We start from the raw sequence: 24,587 nt of genomic DNA on the forward strand, positions 1-24,587 counted from the left end.
AGTGCCCCACGAAAGCCGTAGCTCACCGGTCCGACCGACGCTGCCGATCTCTACATTGGGACGAGCTTCGACAAACTATTCCGTAAATTTGCCAAGGCCTACCCCTTTACAGGTATGGGGCCGGATGGTAAACTTACTAATTGTGGTAAACCACTAGCAACGATATTCCGCTGGTCACAGAGGGTGGTTATTGAATGTCGGCAAAGGAGAAAGATCTATGAATCAATTGATTAATGATATTACCAAGTCCCAGTTGCGCGATGATGTTCCTGACTTCCGCCCTGGTGACACTCTGCGTGTGCACGCCCGCATCGTCGAAGGCGACCGCGAACGTGTGCAACTGTTTGAAGGTGTCGTAATTAAGCGCCACGGCGTTGGCATCTCCGCTACTTACACTGTACGTAAGATTTCCAACGGTGTCGGTGTTGAACGTACTTTCCCAGTCCACTCACCACGTGTTGAGAAGATTGAGGTTGTTCGTCACGGTGCCGTTCGTCGCGCCAAGCTTTACTACCTGCGTGCACTGCGTGGGAAGGCAGCTCGTATTCGCGAAAAGCGTCGTTAAAGCTGTTTCGAGGCGACCGTTCCGGTCGCCTTTTTTTTGGACGTGTGGCGGCCTGACTGTGTTACAGTTAAGGTATTCAACGACTTTGGGGAGGATTTACCGGCATGATTGGTATGTTGATCTTAGGGATCGTAATTGGTGCAATTATTGGTTTAATTGGTGGTTTCTTCGGTGCGCGTGCGTACATGAAGAAGTACTTCCAGGACAACCCGCCAATTAACGAAGAAATGATGCGTACGATGATGATGCAGATGGGGCAGAAGCCATCCGCTAAGAAGCTCAATCAGATGATGAGCCAGATGAAGCAGGCACAGAAGCGTAACAACAAGTAGCCTGATATCATCACGATCGCAAAACGCTCCGCCAGTCCCGAATAGGGGAGGCGGGGCGTTTTTTTTAGAGGGCGGAACAAGCCGTTTAGAAAGCGACGGATAAGCGTACCCGGACGAGAATTCCGTACTTGGATTCTTGCTCGGGTACGCTTATCCGTCGCTTTATGGCCCGTACAACCCGCTAACGCTGCCGAAACGTACATATTGGCCTAGACTAATGTAACTGGGCGAATACCGCCGTGGCGTCACCCGTCACCATGTGTGCGCCCGCAGGTAGCGGGAGTGGTGTTTTGTTGACAGCAACGATACTAGCAGTATGTGAGGCATACTTGAGTAAGCCGGCAAAGGGGTACACGACCAAGCTGGTCCCCACTACAACGAGCAAATCAGCTCTGGTGACGGCCGTTATCGCAGCCTGTACGGTGGTGGTAGGGATGGGTTCACCATATAGCACAATCCGTGGACGGATATTCCCGCCGTCGTTTTGGTGGGTGTAGCTTTGTTTGTATTCGGGCAAAGTGAATTGTTGACCACACTGCTCGCAGTACAGGTCATATTCGTTGCCGTGAAATTCTACGAGGTGGTTGGTGCCCGCCTGGCGATCAAGTCCGTCGATATTTTGGGTCACCACCGTGCCTTTACGATTAGCGATGGTGGCCATGCGTTGATGGATTACGTTCGGGCGAGCATCAGGGTAATACATGTTGTTGACCATAAAATCGTGGAACGCGGCGGGGTGTGCCCGCAGATTATCTACGGATAACGAGTACTCGGGATGATCGCTGTAGACGCCGGTTGCGGAACGAAAGCCGGGAATACCAGACGCCGTCGACACGCCGGCTCCCGTTAAAAAGCAAACGAATTCGGACTGATTAAGGGCACTTTGTAGGTCAAACATCATAATTACCTCCTCTTGGATTTGTGGTTGTGACTAACCACAGTATACTACCGCCGTGAATAATGCCGTACCAGCTTCTCCCGACGGTACCCACTTATTTTGGCGATTACCATACTCGTTATTCCGCCTAAACAAACACTCATGACAATTTAATTTTGCTTTAAGTCTTGAATTTATTTTTAACCAGTTTTACACTTGCATAATTGACGTTTAATAAACGGAGGGGGTTGATACAGTTGGGTATCTTTAAGCGGTTAGCGTGGTTTTTCCGCGAACAGCGGCGCAATTACGCCGTGGGCATTCTGGCGCTGTTCATGACCTCATTGATGAACTTGGTACCACCAAAGGTTATTGGGAGCATGGTTGATGCAATGAATGATCACGCCATGACGGCCCGTAAGCTCATTTTATGGCTTGGACTACTACTGGTTGCGGCAATTCTCCAGTTTTTGTTCCGGTATGGTTGGCGTATCCACATCTGGGTGGTGCCGCAACTTTGGAACGCACGTTACGGACGCGACTCTTCTGGCACTTCATGCGGATGGATACCACGTTCTATCAGCGGCACCGTACGGGGGACTTGATGGCGCACGCTACCAACGACCTCAACGCCATTCAGAACGTGGCGGGCGGCGGTATCCTGACCCTCTTTGATTCCATCCTTACTGGGGGTACTACGCTCATTGCTATGGTCCTGGTGGTCGACTGGCGGTTGACGTTGGTGGCCATTTTACCCATGCCACTCTTAGCCGTCATGGCCCGCAAATTGGGGACGCGGTTGCACGATTCCTTTATTGAATCCCAGGCCGCCTTTTCACGCCTGAACGATAAGACGCAGGAGTCGGTGACTGGTATTAAGGTCATTAAAACGTTTGGGCAGGAAAAAGAGGATACGGCCGATTTTGACCAGATTGTTGACCGGACCATTAAGATTAACCGGCGTGTGAACATGATTGACTCGCTGTTCGATCCGACTACTACTTTGATTATGGGGATTACGTACCTCATCACCATTGTTTTTGGTGGCTATCTGGTCATGCAACATCAGATTACAATTGGTCAGCTGGTTTCCTTTGTGGCGTACGTGGCCGCCCTAGTGTGGCCCATGTTTGCGATTGGCCGGCTGTTTAACATCCTGGAACGTGGGAATGCCAGCTATGACCGGGTGGAAAAACTACTGGCCGAAAAAAAAGCGCCGTGGTTGAAGCACCGGAAGCGATTAAGACGCCGGCGACCGGGATATTCGTTACGCGATTAACCAGTTTACGTATCCTGGTGATGACCACGCCGCACTCGTGGACGTACACTTTACCCTCCACGCAGGGCAAACTTTGGGCATTGTTGGCCGCGTGGGTGCGGGCAAAAGTACCATCTTTAAGCTGCTGATGCGCGAGTTTGACAACTATGATGGTGTGATTGAGTTTGGTGGTCACGACATTCGTAAATATTCGCTGGATGCCCTGCTGGATGCCATCGGTTACGTACCACAAGATAACTTTCTATTTTCAACCACGGTGGGAAATAATATTCGCTTTAGCGCGTACAACGAAAATGCGGCGGCAGTTGAGGCCGCGGCCCGTACTAGTGCTGTACACGACGATATTTTAGGTTTTCCTGAGGGTTACCATACCGTGGTTGGTGAGCACGGGGTGAGCCTGTCTGGTGGACAAAAGCAACGGTTAGCCATCGCACGTGCGGTTATTGGCGGCCCTGAGCTGCTAATACTGGATGATGCCTTGTCAGCGGTTGATGCCCGTACCGAGGAAGAAATTCTGGAGCACATGCAGACCGATCGCGCCAACAAAACCACCATTATAGCTGCACACCGACTCAGTTCCGTGATGCACGCGGACCAAATAATCGTTGTGGATGGTGGTCGAATCATCGAGCGGGGTACTCATGACCAACTTTTGGCGGGCCACGGGTGGTACGCCGAAATGTGGGCACTGCAGCAGCTGGCAAGTCGGGTGGAAGGCGGTGACAGTCATGGCTGATAAGAATCAGTATCAATCTGCGTGGGCACAAAGCATTCCTGCGCGCGAACAGCTCAAAATTATTCGGCGACTTTTTACGTACGCAAAGCCGTATAAGCGCCAGTTTGGTTGGGCCATTGTCGGAGTCATTGGCATGTCCGCCATGAACATTGCGTTACCATTCATTCTGCAGGAATACATGGACCGTTATTTGCGGAACCTGTCGGCGACAACCGCAGTCATTTTGGGTGTTGCTAGCTTGTACGCGATGGGGACAATTATCAAGGCGTTTACCCAATTTTTCCAGTCGTTCCTCTTCCAGATGGGCAGTGAGCGCGGGTTGGAGGATGCACGTCGTCAATTGTTTGCCAAGTTGCACAAATTGGGGATGCGCTATTTTGATCAAACGCCGGCCGGCTCAATCGTTTCGCGGGTCACGAACGACACGATGACCTTCGCCGACTTTGCGAACGTTTGGCTTACCATCTTGGTGGGACTGACCAGTATCGTGACGTCCTTCGTGACGATGCTGATTATGGCGCCCAAAGTCGCGGGGTTGGTGCTGCTGTTTCTACCCATCCTTATGTTCGTGGTTTGGTACTACAACCACTTTGCAAGTAAAGTTTACCGGCACATGCGTGAACGGCTGTCAGAGCTGAACACCAAGCTGAACGAATCCATCGAGGGTATCCAGATTATCCAGCAATTTCGTCAGGAGCATCGGATTAGTGACGAGTTTGAGGAAATCAACGACGATTACCTCCGCTCCCGGCGGATGATGATTCGCACCAACAGCATCTTTCTGGGCTCAATGATTAGCTTTCTGTACAGTCTGGCTCTGGTGGTCGTGCTGGCCGCCTTTGGGGTCACGTCATTACACAGCTTCGTGGCGGCGGGGATGGTCTACGCGTTCACCACGTACGTACAAAACTTCTTCAACCCCATGACCAACATGATGGACAACCTGACGTTCTTGCAAGACGGGGTCGTGGCTGGCAGCCGTATTTTCCGGATCCTCGATAGTGAGGAGTACGCGCCGGCACAAAATCCTGGAGCGCACGCAGTCATGCAGCAGGGAAAAATTGAATTCCGCCACGTCAGCTTTGCCTACGACGGTGAGCACGAGATTCTCCACGACATTAGCTTTGTCGCGAATCCGGGCGAAACCGTTGCGCTGGTTGGGCATACCGGGAGTGGCAAAAGCTCGATTATCAACGTCATGATGCGGTTTTATAAATTTGGCGAGGGTCAGGTGCTGATTGATGACGTGGATATTCGCGATTATCCCGCTGAGGAACTGCGTCGCAAAATTGGCCTGGTCTTGCAGGACTCGTTCATGTTCTACGGCGATATTAGTAGCAATATTCGTCTGTACAATGACAGTATTACTGATGAACAGGTTATGGCGGCAGCCAAATTCGTCCAGGCGGACCGGTTCATTGAACAGCTGCCCGGCGACTACCAGGCGAAGGTCATCGAGGGTGGTAGCCAATTTAGCTCAGGACAGCGGCAACTGATCTCCTTTGCCCGCACCGTCGTCACTGATCCCAAAGTCCTAGTGCTGGACGAGGCTACGGCCAACATCGACACGGAGACTGAGAACCTCATTCAGGAAGGTTTACGGCGGCTTCGTCAGGGGCGGACGACCATTGCCATTGCGCACCGGCTTTCGACGATTAAGGATGCTAACCTCATTCTGGTATTGGATGCGGGCCGCATCGTCGAGCGGGGCACGCACGATGAGCTATTGGCGCAGAAGCCGATACTACGATATGTATGAACTGCAGACGGGCCATGACGAGTTGGACTAAACGCGGATAAATCAAAGGGGCCTTGGCCCTCAGCACCGTTACTAGTGCTGAGGGCCAAGCCCCTTTAGTATCCAATTTGATGGCTGATGAGTTAATTGGTTGCTAGCGACGTGGATGGAGAATCGTCTTTGACCAGCCCCATCCCAGCGAGTCCGCCAACCGTCAGCTTCATTAACTGGTCGCGAATCTGGGTGACATCCATCCCGGTGGTTCCGGCCGCGTGGAGGCGAACCATCATCATCATGTTGGTCACGATAAAGTTGGCAATAATGGTGGCGGCACCATCTTCCTGGTGCACCTGGCTGACTAACTCGGCCTGAAGGAATTGCGTTAATTCCAACTGCACGCGGCGTGCGAGGAAACTATACTCACCGCTCGTCATCACGTAAGTGTAGAATTCACGGTTGCTGGTAAAGAACTCGTCAAAGACGTGCATGAAGAGTTCCCAGTTGTTTTGGTATTCCTCCATGGTGTGGGCGCCAAGCCGGGCGATGAGGTCCTGGGCGATGTCGTCAACGTAAGAGTCAGCGAGGTCCACAATTGAGTCGTAGTGCAGGTAGAAAGTTTTACGGTTAATGCCGGCGTGTGCGGCAAGTTGCGAGACGGTGATTCCGTGCCCGTCGTGGTCGGCCAGCACCATCTCTTCGAAGGCCTGCTTAATGGCGTGCTGGGTTCGGATTACTCGCCGGTCGTTTGCGTTTTTCATGTTGCGGCACCCCCAAAAATGTTGTACCTCAATCTTACTCCTTTTGTGGCTTAAACAACAAGGATCATAATTGTGGGGTTTTTGGGGGGAGAACGCGCTGGTGGTCACGCAAGCAAAAGGTCGACTTGAATGCCAGCCCCTCCAACCTTTGTCGTGGAAAATGATACTGCATGCACAAGAACGCGACGGGCAGGTACCATTACATAAAGGCTAATCGCACTTTAAAATAAATTTTTGTGAATGATTCGGCGTTCCCGCGTTATTCGTGCTTATTAAAACGAGCTCCGCAGGCCAGAAACCGACGTATAAACATACCCGAACAAGAATCCAAGTGCGGGATTCTCGCCCGGGTATGCTTATACTTTGCTTTCTAAACGGCCTGCTGCGCTCTCTGGTTTCTAAACGAGCTCCGCAGGCCAGAAACCGACGTATAAGCAAGACCGAACAAGAATCCAAGTGCGGGATTCTCGCCCGGTCTTACTTATACTCTGGTTTCTAACCGCGGGGCTGCGCTCTCTGCTTTCTAAACGGCCTGCTGCGCTCTCTCCTAAGATTGCTTTGGCTGCTTGGCCGTTGAATGGCCGTGACGATAACCGTAAGTGAAGTAGATGATGAGCCCAACAGCAAACCACACGCCGCTCATTAACCACGTTTCTTTGCTCAACTGACTCATAAACACGAGGCAGAAGATGAACGACAGGATCGGGACCACGGGGTAGCCGGGAACCCGGAAACCTGAATTGTTAATGTCTTCATGCCGACGAAGCGGAATAATGCCGATGGAGACAAAGGCAAAGGCAATGAGCGTACCAATGTTAACCAGGTTAACTAGCTGATTGAGGGGAATCAAGCCGCCCATGACGGCGACAATGATGGTGACCACCCAGAGAGAATTATTTGGCAACTGGTGCCGCACGTGACCGAACCACTTTGGCAACAGCCCGTCACGCCCGATAGCGTAGACCAGGCGGCTGGAGCTGTAGACCATCGTGAGCATCATGGTAAACATCCCGGCCATGGCCCAATCGCAATGATACCCGCGAGTTGTGGTTGGTGAACCACCTGTAGGGCAAAGGAAACGGGGTTGGCCACGTCCAGGCGGGTGTACTTCACCATCCCGGTGAGGACAACCGCTACGGCGACGTAGAGGATGGTGGCAATAATGAGCGTGCCAATGATTCCGCGTGGTAGTGTTCGCTGCGGCTTTTTAACCTCCGGCGCACTGGCTGATACGGCGTCAAAACCGAGGTAAGCAAAGAAGACGGTTGATGCCCCACCCAGGATCCCTTTGAACCCAAATGGCATGTACGGGTGCCAGTTAATGGGTTTAATGAAGAAAACACCCACACCGACAAACAGAATAATGATGGCTATTTTGATGAGTACCATGGTCCGCGAGACCACCATGGATGTGCGCATTCCGCGACTGAGCATCGCGCCGACCAGCAGCACGACCAGTACGGCAACCAGGTTGATGTAGGTGCCGTGGCCGGGATCAAAGGAGCCGCTGATTGCGCGCGGCAGGTGCACACCAAAGCCTGATAGGAGGCTGCTGAAGTAGCCCGCAAAGCCGGTGGAGACCGACGCTACGGCTAACATGTATTCCAGGATCAGTGCCCAACCAATGATCCAGCCAATGATTTGGCCAAAAACGATGTTGCCGTACGCGTACGCCGAACCCGCAACGGGTAGGGCGGACGAGAACTCGGCGTAACACATCGCGGCCAAGCTACAAACCACCGCCGCCAAGATGAAGGAAATGGCGATCCCCGGACCGGCCGTAGTGGCGGCCACGGTGCCGGGCAGGATGAAAATACCCGTACCGATGACCGCGCCAATTCCCAGCGCGATGAGGTCACGGGTGGTCATGGTGAGAGCAAGTTGGTGATCCGCCAGCACGGCCGTTTGTACGTCCTGCTTGCGAAAAATTTTGGACCAGAAAGACATTGTGGGCCTCCAAGCTAATGAATAAGTATCGTGGTGTCGTAATTAAGCGACGACAATCGCGTTTAATTATAGCACGGGGTAGGAAAGCTGACCGTTCAATGTGGGATAAACGTACCGCCATATAAGAAAAGCCAAAAAAGTCACCATCAACAAAGCTAGCGATGGTGACTCCCAATATTGGTATTTTAAACCTGACCGTGTTCTTTTTCTTCTTCGTACTTTTTATCGTTCGCAACGTACTTGAAGTTAGGATTAATTTCGACGTCGAGTTGGTCAAAAGCGTCCTGCATCTGCTCGCCTAGTGCTTTCTGGGTTTCGTCGGTCAATTTGCCGGCCGGAATCTCAATGGGGGCGCCAAAGCGGATGGTAATTCGTTTACGCAGCAATAAGTCCCTAAAGCGAACGGGTCCTTGGTAAACGGCCGGCACTAACGGCACCCGGGCCATCTTTGCAATGAGGACCGCACCACCCTTCAGCTCGTTGGAGTATCGTGAACCGCTCGGGAACATAATTAGGGACAAATTGCCCTGGCGGAGTTTCTTCACGGGTGTCTTGATGGCGCTCGGGCCAGGATGGGCGCGATTCACAGGGAACCCATTGGCATGGACTAGAATCCAGCGTAAAATCGGATTATGAAATAATTCTTCCTTAGCCATAAACATAAACTTACGCGGTGCGCCGGCGAGGGCAAAGAGGATGGGGTCCCACCAAGTGCGGTGTGGGCCAACTAACACGTACGCCCCATCGGGTAACGCGTCTTTATTTTCATAATGGGTATTACCATTAAGGAGCCATATCAGTGCGCGGACGATGCCGCGGGCGATGGAATAAAACACGGGAAACGCCTCATTTCTACGTCAATTCAGGCGCAAAGGCCTTGTTAAGAATTATTATATCATTGATGATTGAGTCTGTAGGCATGGGTGACAGGAGTAAACGATGGATTTAGCAGCAAATGAACGGATTGATGAGTTACGCCGGGATGGGACCAAGATTATTCAGAGTCCTGACGTCTTTGCATTCTCGTTAGACGCAGTGTTGTTGGCCGATTTTGCACGCGTGCGGCGCCAGGATCAAGTGGTGGACCTCGCGGCGGGTAATGGCGCAGTGGGATTGTTTGTCGCGGGACGGGTCCCTGGGGTACACGTGACGATGGTGGAGTTGCAACCGCAGTTGGCGGCCATGGCCCGGCGCAGCGTGGCGCTCAACCACTTTGACGACCGCGTCCGTGTAGTTGAAGGGGACCTGGCAAAGACTTGGGACCACGTGGCAAAGGACTCAGTCGACGTGGTGATGTGTAATCCGCCGTACTTCAAGGTTCAGCCCGGGAGTGTTCAGAACCCCAATACGGCGCTGGCGTTGGCACGTCACGAACTGACCACTGATTTTGCGACTGTTGCTCGCATTACGGCCGGTTTGTTGAAAACTGGTGGTAAGGCCTTCTTTGTCCACCGGCCCGACCGCCTGGTGGAATTGCTATCGACGTTAGCGGACGCGGACCTCGCGCCGAAGCGGATTCGCTTTGTGCACCCCAAAGCCGGTAAGGAAGCCAATATGGTGTTGATTGAAGCAATTCGCACCGGTCGCCCGGATGGTGTACGGATTATGCCACCGTTCGTGGTCTACGGTGAAGACGGTCAATACACTCCCGAAATGGCGGCGATTTTCAATGACTGAGGAACCAGCCAAATACTTTTTTTTACGTGGTGCAGTGTGCAGATAACACTTTTTATGGTGGTTACTCGACGGACGTGGCTGCCCGGGTGGCGACCCACAACGCGGGCAAAGGTGCAAAGTACACCAAGCGGCGTTTACCCGTTGAACTCGTGTACAGCGAGGGATTTGCTAGCCAACATGACGCTCTATCCGCGGAGTGGCACTTTAAGCACCAGCCCCGAGCGGACAAAGAACGGTTTTTACGGGCGCACGGTGCGCATTGGCGGCGCGGGGCAGTGATACAGCAGCATTGATTATTCGTTGCTAGTGGCTGGGCGTACTAGAGCAGCGAAAACAACTATCTAGGGTTTACCAATGATCTTCAACTCACGGAAAGATTTAACATTCTATTCGACGTAATTTTCACGAGCTCGCATTTGTCGTGTAAAGACCATTGTACTTTTTCAATGGTAACGTATGCCGTCATCAATCTATCGGGAACCGTGGGTGGACCTTGGTAACGGAGGTGCTGCGCTCGGAGACATAATTGACACAATATCGGGAGGCCGCGTCGGTCGGGCCGGTGGGCGGAGGCGTGTGGGGTCGGAATGGTAACCACCGCCAGGGTGTAATGTTCTTATGGCTTTAGCCATTAGAACGCGACGAATTTCGAGACTGACCGGTGGTTTTCCGGGCAGGCTTGAAATCGCGGCGGAAACCCGCCCGGACTTGGCGGGTTGGAGCTTCGCCCTAGCAGTGGTTACCATGGAGCACCCCACGTAAGCCGCAGTCCCAAAGGTCACCCGCGCGTTCACACCCGTCCTAGCATACTAATTGTGCGTTTTGGTTGCGTCGACCAGTATTATCGGGTATACTATCATGCGTGTGCAAAACACAAGCTTACATTGGAGCCGGATTGCAGGATCGGTGCGCGCGAGCGTCTTCCTGTGAGTTGATGGCTTCAAGAAGTCAAACCACATTATGGAGGATTTATCATGTCAGTATTAAGCATGAAGCAGTTGCTTGAAGCTGGTGTCCACTTTGGTCACCAGACCCGTCGTTGGAACCTAAGATGAAGCCATTCATCTTTACGGAACGTAACGGTATCTACATCATCGACCTGCAGAAGACGGTCAAGATGATTGATGACGCCTACAACTTCGTTAAGGATGTTGCCGCAGACAACGGTGTTTTCTTGTTTGTTGGTACTAAGAAGCAGGCTCAGGATTCCATCGCTGAAGAAGCAGCTCGTGCCGGCCAGTTCTTCGTTAACCACCGTTGGCTTGGTGGTACTTTGACCAACTGGACTACGATTCAGACCCGTATCCGTCGTCTGAAGAGCATCAAGAAGATGGCTGAGGATGGTACTTTCGACCGTCTGCCAAAGAAGGAAGTTGCCCTGTTGAAGAAGCAGCAGGCTAAGCTTGAGAAGTTCCTTGGCGGTATCGAAGACATGCCTCGCATCCCAGACGTAATGTTCATCGTTGACCCACGCAAGGAAAAGATTGCGGTTGCCGAAGCCCACAAGCTGAACATCCCAATCGTTGCCATGGTTGACACGAACACTGACCCAGATGACATCGACGTTATCATCCCGTCTAACGATGATGCAATCCGTGCCGTTCGCCTGATTACTTCCACGATGCTGATGCCATTATCGAAGGTAAGCAGGGTGAAGAACAGGGCGCTGACGATGCATCCGCAGACGCAGCCACTGAAGCCGAAGCAACTGACACTGCCGAAGCTCAGGACTAATATTTAACCATTGTAATTAAATAAGCTGTCTGGGCCTGGTGCTCCGGGCAGCTTTTTTTCAAATTAAGGAGGATTGCCAGCTATGGCTAAGATTACTGCAGCACAAGTGAAGGAATTGCGTGACAAGACTCAGGCCGGTATGATGGACGCCAAGAAGGCGTTGGTTGAGGCCGATGGTGACATGGACAAGGCCGTTGACGTTTTACGTGAACGTGGTCTGGTTAAGGCTGCTAAGAAGAGTGGCAACACCGCCGCTGAAGGTTTGGCTGCCGTTGCCGTTAAGGGCAACACGGCCGCAATTATCGAAGTTAACTCTGAAACTGACTACGTTGCTTCCAACGAAAAGTTTACTGACTACGTAAAGGAAGTTGCTCAGGTGATTGCTGACAACGAACCTGCCGACATGGATGCTGCTTTGAACCTGAAGATGGCTAGTGGTGACACCATTGACATGGCTGCTAAGTCATTGACGGCCGTGATTGGTGAAAACATCAAGCTTCGTCGTTTCAACATCATCAAGAAGGGTGACGACGAAGAGTTCGGTTCATACTTGCACAACGGTGCCCAGATTGCTGTTGTTGTAACTTTGAAGGGTGCTGATGCAGATACTGCGCGCGACGTTGCGATGCACGTAGCTGCCATTAACCCTAAGTACCTGACTCGCGATGACGTTCCTGCTGACGAATTGCAGCACGAAACTGACGTCTTCACTGAAGAGACCAAGAACGAAGGCAAGCCAGAAAAGATCGTTCCACGGATCGTTGAGGGTCGTGTCAACAAGTGGTTGTCCGAAATCTCATTGGTTGACCAGGAATTCGTGAAGGATTCCGATCAGACCGTGGGCAAGTTTGTTGCCTCCAAGGGTGGTACTGTCGAAGCCTTTACCCGCTACGAAGTTGGTGAAGGTATCGAAAAGAAGGCCAATGACTTCGCCGAAGAAGTTATGGGTCAGATCAAGGACTAGCAATAGTCGGCAAGGCCGCGGCATCTGCTGCGGCTTTTTGTGTGGCGTTTGCCCGCGAGCAGGCCAAGGCCGACGCCAACTTTGCACGGATAGATGAACCGGCAAAAGCCGGTTTTGGGAGTGGGAATCACTAGGACGGACCGCCGCGACTATGGTAAACTAGTGGGTAGCAAACATAGAGGAGTAATATTCATGGTTAAGTACAAGCGTATTGTGTTGAAAATTAGTGGTGAGGCCTTGGCCGGGGATGCTGGCTTCGGTATTCAGCCACCAGTCATTGGCAAAATTGCCAAGGAAATCAAAGCGGTTCACGATTTAGGCGTTCAGGTAGCATCGTTTGTGGTGGTGGTAACATGTGGCGCGGTGAAGCTGGTGCCGCGATGGGCATTGAGCGGGCACAGGCTGATTACATCGGCATGCTCGGCACGGTCATGAACGGCCTGGCTTTGCAAGATGCACTTGAACAGATTGACGTACCAACACGCGTACAAACCTCCATTGAAATGCGGCAGATTGCTGAACCTTACATTCGCCGGAAGGCCGTGCGTCATCTGGAAAAGGGCCGCGTAGTGATTTTCTCTGCTGGTACCGGTAACCCGTACTTCAGCACGGATACTACCGCGGCTTTGCGGGCGGCAGAGATTAATGCTGACGTTATCCTGATGGGGAAGAACGGTGTGGACGGTGTCTACTCCGCTGACCCGGCCAAGGACGACAGCGCCGTTAAGTTCGACCACCTCACGCACATGGACATTATTGCGAAGGGGTTGAACGTGATGGACACGACGGCCAGCTCGCTATCCATGGATAATGACATCCCGTTGGTTGTGTTTAATATGAATGAACCAGGTAACATTGAGCGCGTGGTCAAAGGCGAAGATGTCGGGACCACGATTGAAGGAGGAGAAGAATAATGGCTAACGCAGCGATTAATGATGCCAAGGACCGGATGGATAAATCCCTGAAGGCTTTGGAACGCGACTTGGGCTCAATTCGGGCCGGCCGCGCGAATGCTAGCCTGTTGACTGGCATCAATGTGGACTATTACGGGGCGCCAACACCGCTGAACCAGATGTCCGCCATCACGATTCCTGAACCCCGGGTACTGCAGGTGAGCCCGTACGATGAGTCCAGTTTGAAGGACATCGAGACGGCCCTGCTGAAGTCCGATTTGGGGATTAACCCACAAAACGATGGTTCCGTGATTCGGTTAGTGATTCCGCAATTAACGACGGAAACCCGTCAGGAACTGGCCAAAGAGGTCGGCAAGCATGCTGAACAGGGCAAAGTTGCCATTCGTAACGTGCGTCGTGAGGCCATGGACCACCTGAAGAAGCAGGAAAAAGACGGTGAAATTAGTGAAGATGAACTCCGCCGTTTTGAAAAGGACGTTCAGAAGGTGACGGATGACGCCACTAAGGCTGCCGACGACATGGCTGCCGCTAAGGAAAAGGAAATCACCGAGGGTTAATTGCCGCCGACTTGACGGGCAATGCGAACGTGAATTAGCCGGTGGTTATCGTGGATTTCGCGTCAGGAATAACCATCTAGATGACTAAAGTGCCATTGGTGCCTTTAGGGTCATCGTGTTTTTAGTAATGATTGTGACGCGGCGCGGTTTAAGGTTGGTGTTCGCCGGCGACTTTGCTAGAATTAAACCTGAAAAATAAATTGGAGGCGTTCTTTTGTTTAAAGCCAAAGACGCGGCGGTGACCGCACTGGATCCGGACCGGATCCCGCGGCATGTCGCCATTATTATGGATGGTAACGGGCGCTGGGCACAAAAGCGCACTTGCCACGCATAGCCGGTCACAAGCAGGGTATGGAAAACGTGCGGACCATTACGCGCGCCGCGAGTGATTTGGGCGTAAAGGTGCTGACGCTGTATGCTTTTTCAACCGAAAACTGGGGCCGTCCGCAAAAAGAGGTGTCTTACCTCATGAGTCTGCCGGTCACTTTTTTTTCAATAAATTTGTTCCTGAGCTGATTGAGCAAAACGTCCGTGTCATGGTGATGGGAAACGTCGATCAGCTGCCTGAATCCACCAGGACGGCCACGCTCAACGCGGTTAAAGATACGGCGGATAATACCGGCATGGTGCTCAACTTTGCGTTGAACTATGGTGGTCGGGACGAGTTGGTGCAAGCAACGCGCGCCATTGCTACTGCTGCTGCAGCGGGTGAACTAGACCCATCCGCTATTGACATGGACACCATCAGTGGGCAGCTCATGACGGCTCCATTAGGTGAGCTGGCGGATCCCGACTTGCTGATTCGTACCAGTGGTGAGGAACGGATTTCCAACTTCCTCCTTTGGCAGCTGGCGTATTCCGAAATGGTCTTCACTGACCAGTTGTGGCCGGACTTTGCCCCCGCTGACCTTGAATCAGCCATTCGGGATTTTCAGAGCCGCAACCGGCGATTTGGTAAAGTTAAGTAGAAGAAGGAGCTTTTCATACAATGAAGCAACGTGTAATTACGGCGGTTGTCGCTCTAATCATTTTTATTCCCATCCTGATTGTTGGTGGCCCGTGGGTAGACCTTGCTGCCGCCGTTCTGGCGCTGGTAGGTATTAGCGAAATATTCATCATGCGCAAGAAGATCATTGTTTCGGTGGAGGCCCTGGTGGCCGCTCTCGGCACACTGGCAGTAGTGTTACCCGACCAGTACCTCAAGTGGATTCTCCAAACGGGGTTAAGTCGGATTGATTTACTGGGGATTTTCATGATGGTGCTGCTGCTCCTAACGGTTACCAGCAAGAATAAAACCAACTTCGATAACGTGAGCGTTACGATGCTGGGCATTCTCTACGTGGGGACTGGTTTCCACTACTTTGATATGGCCCGTAACCAGGGGAGTTTAGCCCTGCTGATGTTTGGGATGTTGATTGTGTGGTTGACCGATTCCGGTGCGTACATCTTTGGTCGGGCATTTGGTAAGCACAAGTTGTGGCCAGCAATCAGCCCGAACAAAACCTGGGAGGGTTCAATCGGTGGCGTGGTTATCGCGATGATCTTCGCCGCTATTTACGGCCAGTTCTTCGATTTTGGCTACAGCCTGCCAGTATTGATTCTCATTGCGCTGTTCCTATCCATCTGGGGTCAGTTGGGCGACCTAGTCGAGTCGGCGCTCAAGCGTTATTATGGCGTCAAGGATTCGGGCAAATTTTGCCGGGGCACGGCGGTATTCTCGATCGTTTTGACAGTATGCTGTTTGTCCTACCAATGCTACACTGGCTCGGCTTCGTTTAACGTAGAGCTGGTGTCGGCCATTCCCGAGGAGGGGTTTCATGCTGGCGACAATTATTTGGTTCATTATTATTTTCGGTACCATCGTAATCGTGCACGAGTTCGGCCACTTCTTCTTTGCGAAGCGCTCCGGCGTGTTAGTGCGTGAATTTTCTGTGGGGATGGGGCCGAAACTACTAAGCACCCACCATAATCACACCACGTACACCCTACGTTTGCTACCGCTCGGTGGTTACGTCCGTATGGCTGGATGGCAGGATGAAGAGGCTGACATCAAACCGGGCACGCAGGTCACGGTTACTATCGGTGACGACGGCCAGGTGGTTCGTATCAATACTAGCGACCGGCTGACGCTAACGGGGGGAATTCCGCTGGTGGTGGACAAAGTTGACCTGGTGAACGCGCTGACCATTTCCGGTTACGTTAACGGGGATGAAGAGGACGCGCGGACATTCACGGTTGCGCACGACGCCACGATTATTGAAGAGGACGGGGTTGAAGTCCAAATTGCACCCGAGGACGTACAGTTCCAGAGTGCACCGCTTTGGCAACGGATCCTCATCAACTTTGCCGGCCCCCTGAACAACTTTCTGTTAGCGGTTGTCACTTTCTTTGTGCTTGCATTGGCCTTTGGGGGGACGCCGTCGAATAGCAACGTCATTGGCGGTGTTGAAAGCAACTCGGGCGCGGCCGTTGCGGGTCTGAAGTCGAACGATAAAATTGTGCGGATTGGTCAGCACGAAGTAGCCAGTTTTAGCGATATCGCGACGGCCATTAAGGGCGACAAGGACCAGACCGTCGCCGTGACCGTTCGCCGCGGGGATACGACCAATCGGTTGCGGGTACACGTTAAGAAGGGTGTGCTCGGTGTATATAGTTCGCGGGACACTGGGGTAGTGAACGCCGTTAAGTACGGATTTACCCAGCCGTGGGCCATTACCCAGCAGATTTTCAAGGCGTTACGATCACTAGTTTTTGGCGGCTTTTCACTGAATAAACTAGCTGGTCCGGTCGGCATCTACACCATGACGAGTCAGGTATCGCACGAGGCATCTACACAATCCTCTACTTTATGGCGTCGCTCTCCATCAACCTAGGTATCATGAACCTACTACCGATTCCAATGCTGGACGGGGGTAAGATTCTGTTTAACCTAATTGAACTTGTCCGGGGCAAAGCGTGAAGCGCGAGCATGAGGCCATGGTCACCTTAGTGTTTGCCGGTCTACTGATTGCGCTGATGGTGGCCGTTACCATCAACGATATATTACGAATTTTTTTAGTTACCATAGGCGGGCGCAACTTTGCGTCCCTACATAGATTTTGAGGAGGAACCACTTAATGAAACAGAGTCGGATGTTTATTCCTACTACCAAAGAAGTCCCGGCCAACGCCGAGGCCAAGTCACACCAGTTGATGCTCCGTGCGGGGTATATCAACCAGGTGGCTGCCGGGGTGTACGCCTACCTGCCGTTGGCACAACGCGTTCTGGACAAAATTGAGGCCATCATTGACCACGAAATGGAGCGGATTGAGGCGGTCAAGATGACCCAGCCGCACCTGCTACCATCCGAACTGTGGGAGGAATCGGGCCGTTTGTCAACTTACGGGCCTAACCTCTACCAACTATCTGACCGGCATGAACGGGGGATGATTCTTGGACCAACCCACGAAGAAACCTTTACCGCCATGGTCCGGAACCAGCTGACCAGTTACAAGCGGATGCCACTGGTACTCTACCAAATTCAGACTAAGTTTCGCGATGAAGACCGCCCACGTTACGGCTTGTTGCGTGGCCGTGAGTTTGTGATGCAGGATGCCTACTCGTTCACGAGTAACGAGCAGGACCTGGACACCGTTTACCACGACATGGAACGGGCGTACATCAACGTCTTCAATGCTTTGGGCTTAAACTACCGCGTTATCATCGGTGATGGTGGTGCGATGGGTGGTCAGGATTCCAAGGAATTTTCCGCCATTGCCCCAATTGGTGAGGACACGATTGTGTACTCGGACGGCTCCACTTACGCTGCTAACCTTGAAATGGCCACGTCCATGACGGTACCAACTGTTAGTCATGAGGAACAGAGCGAGCTGGGTCTGGTTGATACCGGCGACGCTAAGACGGTCGACGAGGTTGCGGCAAAGCTGGGCGTAAACGCTGACCAGATTATCAAGGCCGTGTTGTTCATTGCTGACGAAGAACCCGTTTTGGCCATTGTGCGGGGCAACTATGAAATCAACGACGTTAAGCTCAAGAACCTGTTGGGGGCCGACTTCCTGGAGATGGCGACAGCTGAACAGGTCGAACAGTACATGCACGCCGAACCTGGTAACGTCGGACCCCTGAACGTCGATGAGACGGTGCGGGTCATTCAGGATCAAAGTGTGAGCGAGATGGTCAACGCCTTTGCTGGTGCTAACCAGCCGGGCCAGCACTACCAGAACGTTAATCCCGGGCGTGACTTTGAAGCCACACAGGTCGCCGACATTCGCTTTGTGACTGCTGGTGAAATGTCGCCAGATGGCCAGGGAGTACTGCAGTTTACCCGCGGTATTGAGATTGGTCACATCTTCAAGCTGGGTACGCGTTACAGCGAGTCGATGGGTGCCAACTTCCTGGACGAGAACGGTCGTAATAAACCAATCATCATGGGTTCGTACGGTATTGGGGTTTCCCGCCTATTGTCCGCCATCGTGGAGCAGCATTCCGACGACCAGGGCATTGTGTGGCCGCAAAACATTGCGCCATTCGATGTACACGTGCTGCCAATGAACGTGAAGCAGGCGGCTCAGGTGCAGTTGGCCGAGGACGTGACCAAGCAACTCGAGGACGCAGGCTACAGTGTGCTGATGGATGACCGCAAGGAGCGTCCGGGCGTTAAGTTTGCGGATGCGGACCTGATTGGCTTGCCGGTGCGGGTGACCGTGGGTAAGAAAGCTGATGACGGAATCGTCGAAGTGAAGCTGCGTGCGCACGGGGACGCCATTGAGGTGAAACAAGAAGAGCTCGTGAACTCGATTGCCATCTTGCTGAAGGGTGAAGACGAAAGTAACGACTAGAGTGTACAAATAAGCTAGCGGGGTACCGGTCACAGCATCGGTGCTCCGCTATTTGTTTGGGTGGTGGTTCTCGCCAGTGGGGGTGCTGTGGGGGACTGCGACTTGGTGGACCGCTGCGGTGGCTGGTCGTACTGGTGTGGTGGTTCCGGTTGAACGGCTGGTCCCCGCGACCGGCTACGTGCCTCACGCTCACGCCCGTGCCGGGCTACCGCGAATTGCCGTGGCCCGAGCAAAACCCGCTCGATCTAGCCAATTTGATTCTGTACGTCGATCTGCTCTAGGGCTGGCCTTGCCAGACCGGCGAGTTAACTCCTAGTAAGACGCTAAAGCGTCAACTGGAAGTAAACCGACAGAACTACGGGCATGCAGCCGTCACGGGGACCAGCCGCTCAACCTCCGCCACCACGCCAGTACGACCAACTGTAGATGTTCACCGTTAGGGTTCCAGTCGTCTCCTCACCCCACGGCACCCCCACCGGCTAGAACCCGCTTGGGAATGGATTTATGAGCGAGTTGGTCAACCATCTTTTTCATACCAATGTGTCTAGTGATGGAGATTATGGAGCCTCAAACCAAGACCTAGCCCAACAAGATAATCTCGATAGCTTAGTACCCTGACTTGTCCGAGTGCTCTTTCTAAAGCATTTGAAGGATAGCCAGGGAGTTTAACAAGGCCATGGATTGTACCTGTAAAATTGCGTAAATGTCATTGGGCGCTCGAACTAGCGGGTTCTGGCAAAGTGGTGGTGACGTGTAGGCGTCGCGTCCGGAGGCGTGAATGCTACAGTAGTCCGAGGCCGCGTCGGTCGGAACGGTGGGCGGAGGCGTGTGGGGTCGGAATGGTAACCACTGCAAGGGAACGCACGCAGTTTGCGCTTTAGCGCTTACTGCGTGCTTCTCGCAGGAATGGCGCAGCCAGTCCGAGAGCTCTATGGCTTTAGCCATTAGAACGCGACGAATTTCGAGACTGACCGGTGGTTTTCCGGGCAGGCTTGAAATCGCACCGGAAACTCACCGGGTCTTGGTGAGTTGGAGGTTTCGCCCTAGCAGTGGATTACCGCGGAGCGCCCACGAAAGCCGTAACTCACCAACCCGGCCAACGCCGCCGATAACCACTACTGCAGCAATCCACGCCGCAGGCCCGTAAGCTGCAACCCCGCCGCCACTTTGTCAGCACGGGCCCCAATTTAGTTGTCAGGTGACGGTCGATTTACCAACCGACTTTGCGTTACAATGATGGTTAGTTATTTGCCAACCAACGGAAGGATTTTTGCCATGCTCAGTAAGCGCGAGATGTTTGAAAAACTGGTCGAGCAGATCGACCTGGACCCGGGAATCACCAACGCCCCGGCGTTCAATAGCGCGACCGTCGACCAGGTTGTAGTGCACAAAGAGTCGCGGCGGTACGAGTTCACCTTTACGATGGGTGAAATACTACCCTTTGCACTCTTTAAGGAGTTCGGTAACACACTAGCGGCCGCGTTTAAGGATATTGCGTCCGTCACCGTACACATTGAGGTCGCCCATCCCCAGTATGACGAGGGCCTTGTGCGCGGTTATTGGGAGTACGTCGTGCAGCACGCGACCGTGGCCTCACCATTAGTGCGGCAGCAGTGTGACCGCGTTGTCCCGACCATCCAAGGTCACGACGTTACCATTAGCGTTGAAAACGACGTGGTGGCCCGCTTCTTTTCGGATCAAGGAATTCCTGCGCTTGAGGATGCGTACCACGATGTCGGCTTTGGTGGCCTACACATGCGCGCAGTGGTTGATCAGGCCGCAGAAGCCGCTAGCCTAGAGGCCTTTAACGCTAAGAAAGCGGAGGAAACCGCTGCCCTGGCGGAACGTGCGGCAGCGACCATCCAGCAGTCCAAGGCAGCGAATGCTGATCGGCAGCAGAACGTCAAGGTACAGCTAGGTCGTAATATCAAAGCCGATGATGAACCGCAACAGATGGTGACCATCAACGAAGAGGAACGACGCGTACTCATTGAGGGATACGTTTTCGACGCTGAGGTGCGCGAACTGCGGAGCAAACGCAAGCTGCTTACCTTTAAGATGACGGATTACTCCAGCAGCTTTTTGGTCAAGAAATTTAGTAACAACGCGAACGACGAGGCCGTCTTTGACCAAATCCATAAGGGTATGTGGTTGCGCGTGCGTGGTAGTGTCCAGGAAGACAGCTACAGCCGCGAGCTGACTGTTAACGCACAGGATGTGGTTGAGGTGAGCCACGCGGACCGCGAAGACACGGCCGAGGGTGAAAAGCGGATTGAGCTTCATCTGCACACCAACATGAGCCAGATGGACGCCATTCCCAGCATTTCGGAGTACGTGAACCGGGCAGCCGAGTGGGGCCATGAAGCCATCGCTGTCACCGACCACGCCGTTTTGCAGGCGTACCCTGAAGCCCACACGGCCGCAAGTAAGGCCGGCCTAAAAATGCTCTACGGGGTGGAAATTAACCTGGTCGACGACGGGACGCCGGTTGCGTACCGAGCGGACAAGCCAGCCGTACTGAATGACCAGACGTACGTTGTCTTTGACGTTGAAACTACCGGGTTGTCGGCGGTCTACGACAAGGTCATTGAACTGGCTGCGGTTAAGATGCGCGACGGTGCCGTGATTGATGAATTTGAAGAGATGATCAATCCCGGCTTTGCGTTATCGGACTTCACCATTAACCTGACCCACATCACTAACGAGATGGTTCAGCAGGGTGGTCAGGAAGCCGACGTGATGCAAAAGTTTATCGAGTTTAGCCAGGATAGCATTCTGGTCGGCCATAACGTCACGTTTGATGTGGGCTTCCTCAACGCGGCGTACGACCGGATGGGGGCGCCAGCAATTGACCAACCTGTCATTGACACATTGGAACTATCGCGTTCGCTACACCCTGAGTTGTCGAACCACAAACTGGATGCATTGAGCAAGCGGTACAACATTTCGCTGGAAAACCATCACCGAGCGAACGCGGATGCCGAAGCTACTGGCTACGTAATGTACGCGATGTTCAAGGAGGCTAACGAGCTTCACGGTTGGACTAAACTGAACGAACTGAACGCGCTGGTCGGTCAGGGTGACGCGTACAAGCGCGCCCGTCCGACCCACGCAATCGTCATTGCAAAGACGCAGGCGGGTCTGAAGAACCTCTTCAAACTAGCCAGCGAATCCATGACCCAGTATTATTACCGGGTTCCGCGCGTGCCACGCAGTCGTCTGAACGCGTTGCGTGAAGGCTCATCGTCGGATCGGCCTGTGATCGTGGTGAAGTCTTTACGGCCATGATGCAAAAGGGGACGGCTGAGGCCGCGGATAAGGCTAAGTACTATGACTACCTAGAAGTACAGCCACTCCCTAACTACTCCCAGTTGCTGGAGGGTCAGTTAGTCTCTGGGCCGGCGCACCTGAAGGATATCATCGGCAAAATTGTGCAGATTGGGCACGACTTGGACAAGCCGGTGGTGGCAACCGGTGACCCCCACTACTTGGACGATCACGATGCTATTTACCGTCACATTTTGATTAACAGTCAGGGTGGTGCTAACCCCCTTAACCGTTACCCGCTACCCGACGTACATTTCCGGACTACGGACGAAATGTTGCACGAATTCGCCTGGATGGGTGCCGACACTGCACGGGAACTCGTTGTGACGAATACGCACGTGGTGGCAGATTGGGTGGATGCCGATATCACGCCCGTCAAGGATAAGTTGTACACCCCTGAAATTCCTGGGGTGAACGAGAACTTTGAAAAGGACGTTATGGTCACCGCCCACCAGTGGTACGGTGAAGAATTACCCGAGATTGTTGCCAACCGGATTGATAAGGAACTCAAGAGCATTATTGGCAACGGGTTCGCGGTGATTTACAATATCGCGCAACGGCTGGTATTAAAGAGTAACAAGGACGGATACTTGGTTGGTTCCCGTGGGTCCGTTGGGTCTAGTCTGGCAGCCACGCTGTCGGGGATTACCGAGGTTAACCCGTTGCCGCCGCACTACCGTTGCCCGGAGTGCCAGTACAGTGAGTTTTATACCAAAGGTGAGTATGGTTCCGGCTTTGACTTGCCCGACAAAAAGTGTCCGCAATGTGGGGCTGAGCTCATCAAGGACGGGCACGACATTCCCTTTGAAACCTTCCTGGGCTTCCACGGTGATAAGGTCCCCGATATCGATTTGAACTTCTCGGGTGACTACCAGCCAGTGGCCCACAACTACATCAAGATTTTGTTTGGTGAGGACCACGCCTTCCGAGCCGGCACTATCGGCACGGTCGCGGATAAAACCGCGTATGGTTACGTCAAGGCCTACGAACGCGATACGGGAAAGGTTTTCCGTGGGGCGGAGGAGGACCGGCTAGCCAAAGGGGCTACAGGCGTGAAGCGCACAACTGGTCAGCATCCGGCCGGGATTCTGATTGTGCCGTCCAATATGGATATCTTTGACTTCTCCCCAATCCAGTACCCAGCCGACGATCAAAGTGCGGCTTGGCGTACGACCCACTTTGATTTCCACTCCATCCACGACAACATTCTGAAAATGGATGTGCTGGGTCATGATGACCGACGATGATCCGTATGCTCCAGGACTTGTCCGGGGTTAACCCTAAGTCAATTCCGACCGACGACCCGGGCGTGATGAAGTTGTTTTCCGGAACGGAGTCACTTGAGGTTACGCCTGAGCAGATTGGCACCAAGATGGGTACCCTGGGCATCCCGGAATTTGGGACACGCTTTGTACGGGGGATGTTGGAGGAAACCAAGCCGTCCACCTTTGCCGAGCTGCTGCAGATTTCTGGTCTTTCCCACGGGACTGACGTTTGGTTGGGCAACGCCGAGGAACTCGTGCAGAACGGTACCATCACCCTGAAGGACGTCATTGGTTGTCGTGATAACATCATGATGGACTTGATTCACTGGGGGATGGACGACTCGATGGCGTTCAACATCATGGAACACGTGCGTAAGGGTCGCGGTATTCCTGACGAGTGGCAGCAGGCCATGCGGGATAATGACAGCGTGCCTGATTGGTATATTGATTCGTGCCTGAAGATTAAGTACATGTTCCCGAAGGCCCACGCGACGGCGTACGTTATGATGGCGCTGCGGATTGCCTGGTTCAAGGTTTACTACCCGCTGGTGTACTACGCAGCATACTTCTCCGTCCGTGCGGAGGACTTCGACCTGGTAGCAATGTGTCGGGGCAAAGACGCGGTGAAGGCTGCCATCAAGGAAATTAGCGATAAGGGCCGGGATGCGTCCGCCAAGGAAAAGAACCTGCAAACCATCCTGGAGATTGCTAACGAGTGTCTGGAGCGTGGCTTTAAAATCAACATGGTGGACATTGAGCGTAGTGATGCGCACGATTTCCAGATTGTGGACGACCACACGCTACTAGCACCATTCCGTGCAGTTCCTGGTCTAGGTGAGAACGTGGCCAAGCAAATTGTGTCGGCGCGCGAAGAAACGCCATTCCTCTCCAAAGAGGATCTGGCTAAGCGGGCCAAGGTCTCGCAAACTTTGATTGACTACATGACCACGCAGCATGTCCTGGACGAGTTGCCGGATGAAAATCAGCTCAGTTTATTTGATAATCTGTTTTAGATAAGAATGTGTGAGAGTCGCAGACTTTTTGGTTTGCAACCACAAGCGTGGATCACCGGCAGTTGG

The 24,587-nt window shown here is 53.1% G+C and carries 10 protein-coding genes and 9 pseudogenes; 15 read left to right on the forward strand and 4 right to left on the reverse strand.

From position 1 onward, the window contains the following. Positions 1-217: 217 nt before the first annotated feature. Entirely contained in the window at positions 218-565 is a 348-nt protein-coding gene (rplS, locus tag JCM12539_RS05135; RefSeq protein ID WP_054649778.1) for a 50S ribosomal protein L19, read from the forward strand. Between the two features lie 104 nt (positions 566-669). Next, a complete protein-coding gene (locus tag JCM12539_RS05140) occupies positions 670-897 on the forward strand; it encodes a YneF family protein (protein WP_054649780.1) in 228 nt (75 codons plus the stop codon). A 214-nt stretch (positions 898-1,111) separates the two neighbouring features. Here JCM12539_RS05140 and JCM12539_RS05145 read toward each other — a convergent pair whose 3' ends face one another. Further along, positions 1,112-1,795 carry an NAD-dependent protein deacylase gene (locus JCM12539_RS05145; protein WP_054649782.1) on the reverse strand — a complete coding sequence of 228 codons (684 nt, stop codon included), beginning with the start codon at positions 1,793-1,795 and terminating at the stop codon, positions 1,112-1,114. Between the two features lie 236 nt (positions 1,796-2,031). Between JCM12539_RS05145 and JCM12539_RS05150 the strand changes: the two are divergent. After that, positions 2,032-3,789: pseudogene (locus JCM12539_RS05150) on the forward strand (ABC transporter ATP-binding protein). Next, positions 3,782-5,579, forward strand: a pseudogene (locus JCM12539_RS05155) (ABC transporter ATP-binding protein). Before JCM12539_RS05150 ends, JCM12539_RS05155 begins: the two co-directional pseudogenes overlap by 8 nt. A gap of 91 nt (positions 5,580-5,670) precedes the next feature. Here JCM12539_RS05155 and JCM12539_RS05160 read toward each other — a convergent pair. From JCM12539_RS05160 to JCM12539_RS05170, 3 genes and pseudogenes are all read right to left on the reverse strand, one after another. Then, positions 5,671-6,285, reverse strand: a complete 615-nt coding sequence (locus JCM12539_RS05160; protein WP_054649784.1) for a TetR/AcrR family transcriptional regulator — start codon at positions 6,283-6,285, stop codon at positions 5,671-5,673. Positions 6,286-6,832: 547 nt separating this feature from the next. Next, positions 6,833-8,232, reverse strand: a pseudogene (locus tag JCM12539_RS05165) (APC family permease). A 185-nt stretch (positions 8,233-8,417) separates the two neighbouring features. Beyond that, entirely contained in the window at positions 8,418-9,068 is a 651-nt protein-coding gene (locus JCM12539_RS05170) for a lysophospholipid acyltransferase family protein (protein WP_054649786.1), read from the reverse strand. Between the two features lie 103 nt (positions 9,069-9,171). On the opposite strand from JCM12539_RS05170, the gene JCM12539_RS05175 reads away from it, so the two are divergent. From JCM12539_RS05175 to JCM12539_RS05225, 11 genes and pseudogenes are all read left to right on the forward strand, one after another. Continuing rightward, positions 9,172-9,909: a tRNA1(Val) (adenine(37)-N6)-methyltransferase gene (locus tag JCM12539_RS05175; RefSeq protein ID WP_054649788.1), complete on the forward strand. Its 738-nt coding sequence runs from the start codon at positions 9,172-9,174 to the stop codon at positions 9,907-9,909. Continuing rightward, positions 9,906-10,202 (forward strand): GIY-YIG nuclease family protein, encoded by a 297-nt coding sequence (locus tag JCM12539_RS05180; RefSeq protein ID WP_054649790.1) that lies wholly within the window; start codon positions 9,906-9,908, stop codon positions 10,200-10,202. Before JCM12539_RS05175 ends, JCM12539_RS05180 begins: the two co-directional genes overlap by 4 nt. Before the next feature lie 681 nt (positions 10,203-10,883). Beyond that, positions 10,884-11,643: pseudogene (rpsB, locus tag JCM12539_RS05185) on the forward strand (30S ribosomal protein S2). Between the two features lie 82 nt (positions 11,644-11,725). Next, the gene (gene tsf, locus JCM12539_RS05190) at positions 11,726-12,607 is read left to right on the forward strand and encodes a translation elongation factor Ts (RefSeq protein ID WP_054649794.1); all 882 of its coding nucleotides are present in this window, start codon (positions 11,726-11,728) and stop codon (positions 12,605-12,607) included. A gap of 192 nt (positions 12,608-12,799) precedes the next feature. After that, positions 12,800-13,521 (forward strand): annotated as a pseudogene (gene pyrH / locus JCM12539_RS05195) (UMP kinase). After that, positions 13,521-14,078 carry a ribosome recycling factor gene (gene frr, locus JCM12539_RS05200; protein WP_054649796.1) on the forward strand — a complete coding sequence of 186 codons (558 nt, stop codon included), beginning with the start codon at positions 13,521-13,523 and terminating at the stop codon, positions 14,076-14,078. The pseudogene pyrH and the gene frr overlap by 1 nt, the downstream one beginning before the upstream one ends. A gap of 286 nt (positions 14,079-14,364) precedes the next feature. Further along, positions 14,365-15,046: pseudogene (gene uppS, locus JCM12539_RS05205) on the forward strand (undecaprenyl pyrophosphate synthase). 20 nt (positions 15,047-15,066) lie between these two features. Continuing rightward, positions 15,067-15,857, forward strand: a pseudogene (locus tag JCM12539_RS05210) (phosphatidate cytidylyltransferase). A 41-nt stretch (positions 15,858-15,898) separates the two neighbouring features. Then, positions 15,899-17,180, forward strand: a pseudogene (gene rseP / locus JCM12539_RS05215) (RIP metalloprotease RseP). 14 nt (positions 17,181-17,194) lie between these two features. Continuing rightward, positions 17,195-18,916, forward strand: coding sequence for a proline--tRNA ligase (locus JCM12539_RS05220; RefSeq protein WP_054649798.1), 1,722 nt, complete (start codon positions 17,195-17,197; stop codon positions 18,914-18,916). A 1,275-nt stretch (positions 18,917-20,191) separates the two neighbouring features. Further along, positions 20,192-24,521 (forward strand): annotated as a pseudogene (locus JCM12539_RS05225) (PolC-type DNA polymerase III). The last annotated feature ends 66 nt before the right edge of the window (positions 24,522-24,587 follow it).

Source organism: Lacticaseibacillus pantheris DSM 15945 = JCM 12539 = NBRC 106106 (assembly GCF_001311175.1).
Taxonomy (GTDB): Bacteria; Bacillota; Bacilli; order Lactobacillales; family Lactobacillaceae; genus Lacticaseibacillus; species Lacticaseibacillus pantheris.

Excerpts from the sequence above, each read along its gene's own strand:
- rplS (WP_054649778.1), top strand. The coding sequence starts at position 218 with ATGAATCAATTGATTAATGATATTACCAAGTCCCAGTTGCGCGATGAT.
- JCM12539_RS05140 (WP_054649780.1), top strand. The coding sequence starts at position 670 with ATGATTGGTATGTTGATCTTAGGGATCGTAATTGGTGCAATTATTGGT.
- JCM12539_RS05145 (WP_054649782.1), bottom strand. The coding sequence starts at position 1,795 with ATGTTTGACCTACAAAGTGCCCTTAATCAGTCCGAATTCGTTTGCTTT.
- JCM12539_RS05160 (WP_054649784.1), bottom strand. The coding sequence starts at position 6,285 with ATGAAAAACGCAAACGACCGGCGAGTAATCCGAACCCAGCACGCCATT.
- JCM12539_RS05175 (WP_054649788.1), top strand. The coding sequence starts at position 9,172 with ATGGATTTAGCAGCAAATGAACGGATTGATGAGTTACGCCGGGATGGG.
- tsf (WP_054649794.1), top strand. The coding sequence starts at position 11,726 with ATGGCTAAGATTACTGCAGCACAAGTGAAGGAATTGCGTGACAAGACT.
- frr (WP_054649796.1), top strand. The coding sequence starts at position 13,521 with ATGGCTAACGCAGCGATTAATGATGCCAAGGACCGGATGGATAAATCC.
- JCM12539_RS05220 (WP_054649798.1), top strand. The coding sequence starts at position 17,195 with ATGAAACAGAGTCGGATGTTTATTCCTACTACCAAAGAAGTCCCGGCC.